Consider the following 236-nt stretch of genomic DNA (forward strand, 5'->3'; position numbering starts at 1 on the left):
GTACAGGGCGAGTCAGCGTTAAACGATATTCTAATGAGTTTGCAAACCGAACAGATCCACGTTTGGGCGCAAACAGAAGCTTTGATTCCGTTAAACCCCGATCAAACTAAGTACGTGTTTGGTACAGATCACGTTTTTACGAACTACGTTTACACCACTGCAGACGCGGCGATTGCTACGGCTACAGCATTAACCGTTGCAAGCACCACCGGAATGACTACGGGTGATTTTATCGG

General features: G+C 47.0%; 1 protein-coding gene. It reads left to right on the forward strand.

The window, feature by feature from the left end; translation table 11 throughout:
• Nucleotides 1-33: 33 nt before the first annotated feature.
• Nucleotides 34-236 (forward strand): hypothetical protein (locus AC6UDB_RS07270; RefSeq protein ID WP_500709597.1); only part of this gene is annotated, 203 nt, incomplete at its 3' end.

This window comes from Fructilactobacillus sp. X3R2C1, from assembly GCF_059901235.1.